At 66.3% G+C, this 9,230-nt stretch carries 7 protein-coding genes; 5 read left to right on the forward strand and 2 right to left on the reverse strand.

Annotated features, from left to right (window positions below; all coding sequences use genetic code 11):
* Together ENSA7_RS18925 and ENSA7_RS18930 are read right to left on the reverse strand one after the other, a co-directional pair.
* A complete protein-coding gene (locus ENSA7_RS18925) occupies positions 1 to 3,792 on the reverse strand; it encodes an alkaline phosphatase family protein (RefSeq protein WP_106090710.1) in 3,792 nt (1,263 codons plus the stop codon).
* Positions 3,793 to 3,826: 34 nt separating this feature from the next.
* Positions 3,827 to 4,168, reverse strand: a complete 342-nt coding sequence (locus ENSA7_RS18930) for a hypothetical protein (protein WP_106090711.1) — start codon at positions 4,166 to 4,168, stop codon at positions 3,827 to 3,829.
* A 182-nt stretch (positions 4,169 to 4,350) separates the two neighbouring features.
* Between ENSA7_RS18930 and ENSA7_RS18935 the strand changes: the two genes are divergently transcribed.
* From ENSA7_RS18935 to ENSA7_RS18955, 5 genes are all read left to right on the forward strand, one after another.
* A complete protein-coding gene (locus ENSA7_RS18935) occupies positions 4,351 to 5,124 on the forward strand; it encodes a hypothetical protein (protein ID WP_106090712.1) in 774 nt (257 codons plus the stop codon).
* A 40-nt stretch (positions 5,125 to 5,164) separates the two neighbouring features.
* A complete protein-coding gene (locus ENSA7_RS18940; RefSeq protein ID WP_181233891.1) occupies positions 5,165 to 5,680 on the forward strand; it encodes a DUF4123 domain-containing protein in 516 nt (171 codons plus the stop codon).
* A gap of 409 nt (positions 5,681 to 6,089) precedes the next feature.
* Positions 6,090 to 6,755 (forward strand): OmpA family protein, encoded by a 666-nt coding sequence (locus tag ENSA7_RS18945; protein WP_106090714.1) that lies wholly within the window; start codon positions 6,090 to 6,092, stop codon positions 6,753 to 6,755.
* A gap of 115 nt (positions 6,756 to 6,870) precedes the next feature.
* Positions 6,871 to 7,842 carry a hypothetical protein gene (locus ENSA7_RS18950; RefSeq protein WP_106090715.1) on the forward strand — a complete coding sequence of 324 codons (972 nt, stop codon included), beginning with the start codon at positions 6,871 to 6,873 and terminating at the stop codon, positions 7,840 to 7,842.
* A 28-nt stretch (positions 7,843 to 7,870) separates the two neighbouring features.
* Positions 7,871 to 8,509 carry a hypothetical protein gene (locus tag ENSA7_RS18955; RefSeq protein ID WP_106090716.1) on the forward strand — a complete coding sequence of 213 codons (639 nt, stop codon included), beginning with the start codon at positions 7,871 to 7,873 and terminating at the stop codon, positions 8,507 to 8,509.
* The last annotated feature ends 721 nt before the right edge of the window (positions 8,510 to 9,230 follow it).

Consider the following 9,230-nt stretch of genomic DNA (forward strand, 5'->3'; position numbering starts at 1 on the left):
CTACCCCTCGAGTTTCCAGATGTCCCACTCGCCCGCGCGCCACTTGACGTAGCGCGTGGTGGCGCTGCCGGTCTCGACCGTCAACCGCTGATAGGGATCATTGTAGCTGCCCCCGCCCTTGAGCTTCTCTGGCAGGTAGCACTCGGCGAACAGGATCACCTCGTCACCCGCGTGGATCGGGACGCCCTCGACCCGATCATTGATCAACCAGATGACCCACCTGCTCGGGTTGCTGCCTTTGTACAGGTAGACCGTCTTGGCGCCCTTGGTTGGCACCGCCAGCGAGTAACCCGTGGCTGGGCCGCTGGTCACCTCGATCACGACCTTGTCACCGGCTTTGACCTCACCGCTTTCGCTGGTGATCTTGAACTCGAGCGCGTCGCCCTTGACCTGCGTACAGATCGGGTACCAGGAGTTCATGCTGGTGGTCGGCCCGCCGATGTAGTCGAGCGCGTCGGGCGGCGGGGTCGTCCACTTGTTGCCCACGTAGCGGAGGCGAATCGTGTCTTCGGAGGTGAGCGGCTTGGTGCCCTCGATCCGGGACTTGCGAGCCGCGTCGAACGCCAACATGCCGGGTGCGCTGGCGAGCCGGTCCTCGTCGTCGTCGCCAGCGCCGTCGAGCACCTCGTCGAAGGTTGGGGCGCCGTCGACCCGATCGCCGAGCCTCCACTCGCTCTTGGGGATCTGCGCCCACTTCAAGATCGTCGCGATGATCGAGGTGTGGTCGAGCGGGACATCCGTGTTGGACCGGAAGATCGTCCCGGGCTTGATGTGCTTGCCGATCAGCAGCGTCGGCACCCGGACCCCGTAGCAATCGAATTCAAACCCAAACTGGAGCGGCTTTTCAGCTCCGGGCTCGGGCTCACGCCCGCTGGGCACGGCCGCCCACGGCGGAAAGTGGTCGTAGGTCCCGCCGTTCTCGTCGAAGGTGATCACCAGCAAGGTCGTGTCCCACTTGGGGCTGTTGGCGATCGCCTCGTAGACCTTCTTGACGAAGAACTCGCCGTTGGTCATGTCCTGGACCGGGTGGAACTCGTTGCCCACCGCGCGCATCATCCCGGCGTCCCAGTGGGCGCCGCCGCCCCAGATCGGCTCGATATAGGAGACCGGCGGCAGCGTCCCGTTCTCGGCGTCGGTGTAGAATTGGGCGATCAGCGGCACGTTCTTGTTGAACGACTTGCCGCCATATTGTGGGAACATGGCCTTGAAGTAATTGCCCTTGATCGGCGCGGGCGGCCAGTGCGACGACCAGTAGTACTTCCACTCGATCTCGTTCTCGTCGCAGACGGTAAACAGGTTGCGGCGGTGGAGCATCTTGTCGGCGATGCCCTCGGGCATCTGATCCGCGTGGAGCTCCTTCACCTTGTCCACCTTGGGGTAGGCCGGGTAGTAGGCGTTGGTGACCTCTCCGGCGGCGGAGCCGGCCACCCAGTAGGCCCGGTTGGTGTTGGTCTGGCTGGGCACCGAGCAAAACCACAGATCCGACACGGCGTAGTGCCGCGCGAGCCCGCTCATGACCGGGAGCTGGTCCGGCAGGTAGATGTCCAGGATCTCCGAGATCATGTCTTCGCTGATGAAGACGCTGTTTTTGTAGCCGCGGTGGTGGCGGATGCCGTCGACGAAGTTGTGGGCGTAGCCGGTCATGGCCGGGCGCTTGTACTCACCCCCGGACTTGACGAGCGGGTCGCGCTTGGCGGCCGTCTTCATATCGGCGGTGTTGGCGACGACGTCATTGCCGTACATCTGCTGAAAGATGTGGATGAAGTCCTCGTGTGGGTTGGTGCGGGGCATGTTGCATGCGCGCGCGCCCTTGCGGGTCCGCAGGCGGCCGCGAACGGTCTGCTTGACCTTGGGGCCGAGCGGATTCGACCGCGATCGCGGGCCCCGGGTCTCCCACTCGTACTCATAGGGAAACTCGGGATTCAGCCCCTCCATACCCTCGAATGTGCGCAGGCCCGCGTGCTTGCCCTTGGGTGAGGCCGGGTAGCTGTTGCTCGGCTTGTCGCTGCCCTCGTAGAGGTAGCCCATGAAGTGGTCGAAGCCGCGGTTCTCCAGCATCAGCACCACGACATGCTCGATCGGGTGACCGTTCATGTGCCACGTCTGCGGCATGTTCTCGAGCAGGTACTCGAGCGGCGCTTCCTCGCTGCCGATCGTCTCGGCGAGCTCGGAGACGTCGACCTGCTGGTGGAATTCCTCGGTCCCGTTCTTGTGCTGATCCGGGAGCACCCAGTCGGGGTCCGGGGTCGGGCCCCAGCGGCCCTTGCGGACCGGGCCGCTGCGGGTCTGATCGACCTCTTCCTCGGCCGTTGGATCCACGAGCGTGGTCGGGGCGTCGGCCTCGGAGTCAGTCTCCCACTGGAGCACCCGATCGTCCGAGATGCCGGGAAACCGCGGCCAGATCTTCTTGACCGCGTGCGGGATCTGGACCCCGAGCTGCTCGTCGTCCGCGCTGACGATCTGCCCGTCCGCGCGGATCGCCGCCATGGCGTTGCCCTGGCCCTCGTCGAACACCAGCTCGACCTCGAAGTCGGCCGGAAATGGCCGCTTGGTCGGCTGCACCTCCTCGTCGCGGCCGGGCTTGGGCGGGTCCGAGAACACGAATTTCGCGAACATCCGGCGTGGCGGCTTGGGCGTGAACGTGAACTCGAGGGTCTTCTCTTCACCAGTGCCGATGTCCTGCGCGCCCTGCTTTTGATTGGCGACAAACTCGAGATCGGGGGTCACCGCGGCGGTCACGTCGACGGTGATCCCCGACTTGATCTGCAGCTTGAGCGCGGTCACCCACTCCTCGCCAGCCTGGGCCGCCGTCCGGGTGAAGCGCTGGCTCCCGATCGCAAAGGTGACCTTGGCGGTCTTCAGGTTCAGGACCGGGATGTCGTCCGAGCGCAGCACCACGATCAAGTTGGAGACCTCGGCCTTCTCGCACTGCGCGGTGGTGTTGAGCTTGACCGGGGCCTCTTTGGCCAGGCACTCCTTGAGCCGCTTGACCGCGACCTGGCGGACCTCGGCCTGGTCCTCGAGCTGTTCGGCCTCGTCGGTGGTCACGAGCGCGGGGGTGTAGTCGGTCTCGCTGGACGGCAGCGGGCGATGCTCGGGCATCGGCAGCTCGTAGGAGACCAGCGGCTGCAACGACTGCAACATCTGCAAGCGCAGCAGATCGCAGGTGTCGCTGGTGACCGTTGCGAGCGCGTCGCCGCCCGGCCTCGCGCCGCCGTTCATGATCATGCGCGCGAACGAGACCACGTAGACGCCGCAGTTGTAGCCGTCCTCCTGGCGGGCGACCTCGACGGGGCTCTCGAACACGACGTCCTCCGGCAGGTAGCCCTTGGCGTGGAGCTTGTCGATCAGCGCCTGCGCGGCGTCGTTGTTGGCCGGGTGCAGCGAGTCGTAGTGGACGAAGCTGCGGCCGGCCTTGAAAAACGCGAGCAAGCTCCAGTGGGTGTCGCCCTTGTTGACTGGAAACAGGATGACGTTGACGTCGCCGGGCAGCTGGGGCGCCGTGATCAGGTTGCGGGGCGCACCCAGTACGCCGTCGCGACCGAGCGACGCGTCGAACGCCTCCGCGTTGCCCTCTTTGCCGAGCCGGACGGTCGCCGGGTCGATCCAGCGGACGTTGTCATGGAGCTCCCCGAGTGGCTCGTCGCCGTAGACCTTGACCCCAAAGTTGATCAGGGCGTCGGTCATCCACTGGGTTGGGTCGCACAGTACGTCGAGGTCACTCTTGGTCAGCGTGGCGCTGCTCGCGAGCCTGACCTGTTGTTCGGTCTCTGCAATGTTGATCCAACCCATGCTCTGGGTGTTTCCGCGAGGGTACTCATGGTGACTAACCGAGCTCGTCGAGCAGCATCCCGATCTTGTCGCTGGGATTGATGATGTCACTCTCGAGGATGGCTTTGAGCTCGGCGTTCTCGGGCTTGGTGACGAAGTCCTCGTCGCCGAGAATGATCATGAGCGACAGCAGGCCGGTGACGTCGACGCTCGACGGCAGCCCGTAGGTCTGTGCGTCTTTGATTGCGCGGCGGACCAGCAGCTCGACGCCCTCTTCGCCGCGCTTGTCGAACTCTTCGGGGTACTCGGCGCGGACGTACTTGGTGGTCTGTTCCAAGTACACACGGACCCGTGGCTCTGCGAGCGCTTGCAGCTGGCTCTCACGTATCGTCAGCATGCCCGACTCCTCAGCGTGACGGCACTCTAGCGAAGCGCCCTCGCGACGTCAACTTGGATTGGGCCGTGGCTGGCCTCGGGATGGGCCCAGGGGACCCAATCGCGTGGACCCAAATGCAGCGCCCTCATGTTAGAGTCGAGGTCTTCACAGGCTCGACGGCCCGACGCGGGGTCTGCACTGGCATGCTCGACACCTTTCAATTTGCGGGGCCGTTCGCCCGCTACACGCTGCGAGCTTGGAGCGTCGGCGCCGGGACAAACGCTCGCCGTGGTGACCGAGTCCGCTACCACGACGAAGACGAAGCCGTCGCGCTGTTGCGGGGCGCGCTCGACCACGAGGCGCTGCGACGCCTGCGGGTCTACCTGTTCGAGCACGGCGCCGAGCCAGGCAGCTTGGATCCGATCTTGGGCTCGGCGCTGTTGAGCCAGGTCGCGCGGCGGATCGTCAGCGGTGAGCTGGTGCTCGAGCGCGAGCCGATCGTGCTGATGAGCAGTGAGGCGCTCGAGTACCAGGAGGTCGAGTACTACGAGGCCCCCGTCAACCCGATCAACGAGGGCGTTGGCCTGAGCGCGCAGCCGCGGGTCAGGCTGCCGCAGCCGGTAGATCCGGCCGTGCTTGCGTGTCAGGCCAAGCAGGCCAGGGTGCTCCGCGCCGCGTCGGCCGAGGCGGTGCCCGTCTGCGAGGTGTGCACGGGCGGGCATCAGTCGCAGCTCCCCACCGAGACCGCGCAGCGCGAGCTGGCCAGCCAGGCCAGCCAGGCCAAGACCATGGCCGAAGCCGCCGAGCACGGCACACCGTTTTGCGAGCGCTGCGCGGCCTGTGGTGCCGAGGAGCTCCCGCCGCCAGAGCAGCTGGCAAAAGACGAGGCCGAGCTCGCGACCCAGTCCAAGCAGGCCAAGGCGCTGACCGAGGCCTCCGAAGACGCCACGCCGTTTTGCGAACGCTGCAGCTGCTGACCGAGCCAAGCCCATGTCGTCACCCCGAGAACTCGCGCTGATGTCCGAACTCCTTGCCCCCGACAAAGGCGAGCTGTTCGCCGTGTTGGATGGCGCCCGCGAAGACGCCGTGCATGCGTTCACGTCGACGGCGGGGTTGCCGTGGGCCTACCTCGAAGACGGGGTCGTCGAGGCCACCTACGAGGTCTGCGCGCCGCGCTTGATCGCGCTGGGCTCGTGGCCCTCGACCGCGCTCGAGCAGCTGCTTGCGAAGGGGTGGGGCAAGAGCTGGGGCGTGTTCGTGCGGGCCCGGCTGAACATGGGTGCGCTGCGCGAGCACCTGCGGACCCTGTCCAGCGTCAAGCTGCCGACCGGCCGGGTCGCCCAGTTTCGCTTCTATGATCCGCGGGTGCTGCGGGTCTACCTGCCCTCGTGCACCTATGACGAAGTGGCTCAGGTGTTCGGGCCGATCGACGAGTTTGCGATGGAGGACGAGGATCCGGCGATCGCGTGTCGATTTGGCCGGGACAACGGCGCGCTGGTGGTGACCAAGCTCGAGCTCGGCGCGGCGGGCTGAATTTTTTAGGTTCGATCGGCTTAATCCGATCGGGCCGCGGTCGACTCTTCCCCAGTGATGAGCACCCCCACCGCCTCCCATCGGCCAAGCCCCAGGTCGAGACCAACAACCCAGGCGCAGGTACGGCTCGGCCCGCCAGACCACCGAAGTTGTTCAAGCCGACACAACTACAGGATCAATCAGCTCCGATATGTAAGCCGCGAGGGACAACGCGGCAGGAAAACGGCGAGCCAGCGACGGGCCCTCTCGACCCGAAGAAATATGTCGATTTGCTGCACCCTCTGACCCGGGTCGCGGCTCAGAGAGAGCGCACGCGACTGGTCTCTCGCCGACGCGTCGCCTGGGTCCGCGGCCAACCCAGACGCATCACATACGGCCGCGACCTCTCCGTCTCCCCAGCCTCACCAACATGCGCACCATCGCGTCTTCCGTCCACCTCACCCCCTCCTTTCGACCGCTGCGCGGGCTCACGCTCGTGACCCTGAGCGTGCTGCTGCTCGCCGGCTGCAAGCCCAAGCACGACGCCGTCGCCCCGGAGCCGCTCACCGCCGCGATCACCGACTCGCTCGAGGCCGAGGCCGGCCCCACCCGCGTCGAGCTCCGCGACGATCGCATCGTCATCCACGAGAAGATCCAGTTCGACCTCAACCGCGCGACGATCAAGCCCGCGTCCGACAGCCTGCTGCGCGAGATCGCCGCTCTGATCCAGGCCAACCCGCAGCTCGAGCAAGTCTCGATCGAGGGGCACACCTGCAACATTGGCTCGCCCGAGTACAACCTCGACCTGTCCCAGCGCCGCGCGACCGCGGTCCGCAAGCGGCTGGTCCGCGAGGGCGTGGCGAGCTCCCGCCTCGCCGCCCGCGGCTACGGTCTGACCGCCCCGCTCGCCTCCAACAGCGACGAGGTCGGGCGCGAGACCAACCGCCGCGTCGAGTTCCGGGTCGTGTCGCAGGTCACCATCGCCCGCAAGGTCGAGGTCGACGCGGAGGGTCGCGAGAAGGTCATCGAGGAGCGGCAGGACACCGTCCGCGACGATCCGGCGCCAGCGCCTACCTACAAGAAGCGCAAGGCCTAGCGCGCGGTGACTAGGCGCGAACGCGGCCTGGGGGGCGCTCCCAGGCCGTTTCGATCGTTGCGCGGGGGCGTCGATGTCCTCGCGCGGCGAGCTTTGATACTCACTGTGAGTACCGATGACGCCACCCGATCTGGACAGGCCCTCGTCGGCGTTGGTCCCGGCCAGCGTCTCTGCGCAGCTCGTGAACATCGAGCTGCCGTTGCTCCCGGACCAGCCAGCCCGGCGACTGCGCACGACCATCATCGGTGTCGGCATCTTCGGTCTGGTGATCCTGAGCTATGCCGTGGCCTTCTCGACCGGCATCCCGCTGCTCGAGTACGTGATCGCGGCGGTCGGTCTGGTCTACGCCGCCAGGGAGCGCCGCCGGGTCGAGCATGGCAACCGCGTCTACGAACACGCCCGCGAAGACATGCGCAAGGGGGAGATCGCGGCCGCGACCGAGGCGGTCGACGGGGTGTTGCTCCGGTCCGACTCGAGCCTGCGCTACGCGACCGTCTACGTGCGCCTGGCCCTGCTGCGCGGGGTCTTGGCGCTGCGGCTCGGCCAGGTTCACGAGGCGCGCGCGCGGTTGCTGGCCGTCGAGGCGACCGGCTGGTTGGGGACCTTTCGGATCTCGCGGCAAGCCAACGGAGAGGGCTACGCCAGCTTGTCGATCTGCGGATCCGTGCTCGGTGAGGTCGACGAGGCTCGCGCGTGGTTGGAGCGTGGCCGCGAGGTGCTGGATCCCGCGCGCGAGCACGCGATCACGCCGCACAAGGACGATGAGCTCGACAGCTCGAGCTTGAGCGTGGAGCTCGCCGAGGCCACGCTCTTGGCCCGGGAAGATCACCACCAGCAGCTGTTCGCGCTGCTGCAGCGGCTGGGTCGCGGGAAGGGCGACCTGCTGGGGCGCGCGCTGCATCTGCTGCAGGCGTATACGCTGCATCGCTTGTCGGAGGGTGAAGACGAGTACCGTGGGGTGTTCTCGAGCATGCCAATTCAGCCGCTGCTCGCGGAGCTTCGGCGGGGCGAGCTCGACTTCATGGCCGTGCACTGGCCGGAGCTGCATGCGTTCATGCAGGCGCGGCGATTGTTGGGGCCGGAGTGACTGATCTATCGAGGGGGAGGCTGATGCGATGAATGACACGAGCGCTGAGACACACGACGCGGTGGATGCTGATATCGATGGCTACGTGGCCGCGCAGCGGCGGCGCAAGCTGGTGGGGGCGGGGATCGCTGTCGTGATCGCGCTGGTCGGGGTTGGGGGCAGCTTGGTGATGCGGGCGGATCGGCTGCCTGCGAGTGATGCGGAGACGGTGAAGGACGTTCGTGAGGTGGTGGACCATATTCAGGATATTCCGGCGGAGATGCGTCCTGAATTGAGCAGCTATGCGTTCGCCGAGCTCGAGCGCGAGCGGTTGCCTGCGGCGTTGGTTGGGGTATTTGAGGAGCATAGTCAGATTCCGCCGGATATGCGGACGCCGATCATGCTCGTGCCCTTTGCTGAGGATGAGGCGAGCTTGAAGGCCTGGTTGCTGGCTTGTGCTGATGGGAAGCAGGCGCTCGCGGATGCGATGATGGTCGCTGACGGGGCCGCGGGGTTGTTCGAGCGCTGCGAGCTTGGGCGGTTTGGGTTGATCTCGAGGGGGGAGCTTGGGCGGGTTTCGATCGGGGAGCTGGTGGCGACGCATGCTGCTTGGGCCTATTTGGTGAAGTATGAGTCGGAGACGGAGCTCGAGCGGCGGGTGCTGCGGTTGGTGCTCGGGGGTGGGTGAGGGGTGGCCTGCGGGCCGGCCGACCGCTTCGGTGGGTGGGTGACGGGAGACCAAGGTCGCGCCGTGGGATGCTCGATCACGCTGCGGCGCAGGTGCAGCACGGCTTCGAGTTCGTTCGCGGGGGCCCGCGTCTGCGACGGTGCAGCGCGCACGGGCTGGACGAGGTCCCAGCCCGAAGATTGGCTGAAGATCGTCGGCCTATTCCTTGGGGATCAGCGATGACTCCGGGGCGGCTTGTGCTCCGCTGTGGCTTTCCGCCGCGCCAGAACGTTCGGGCTGGGACCTCATCCGGCCTTTTGTGCGCTCCACGTTTGGCCAAAGTCGTCTCCGCTGCGGACACAGGGTCGGTGCCGCACGAGTTGAGCGCTATCGCGTATTCGACACCAAGATCCTCGACCAGGTCGAGCACGTTCTTCGTTGAAGAAGGCAGAGTCGAGCCACGACTCGATGACCGCGCGTGGGATACGAGTTCGGAGCGCCGTGATGCACGAGCGGATGAAGTCGATTGACCCGTTGGAGTCGTTGCACCGCCGCAGACGCGGCCCCCCGCGAACGAACTCGAAACCGTGCCGCACCTCCGGCTCTCAATGCAACCTCAAGCTCGAGTGCGACCACGCCCTGGCCGCCGTCCTGCTTGTTCGACGAGCCGAAGTTCTACCAAGCCGCGAGACGCCTCAGCTCCCGCTCAGAACCGCAGAACAACCCCGCCCGCGTCCACCCC

Source organism: Enhygromyxa salina (assembly GCF_002994635.1).
GTDB lineage: Bacteria > Myxococcota_A > Polyangia > Nannocystales > Nannocystaceae > Plesiocystis > Plesiocystis salina_B.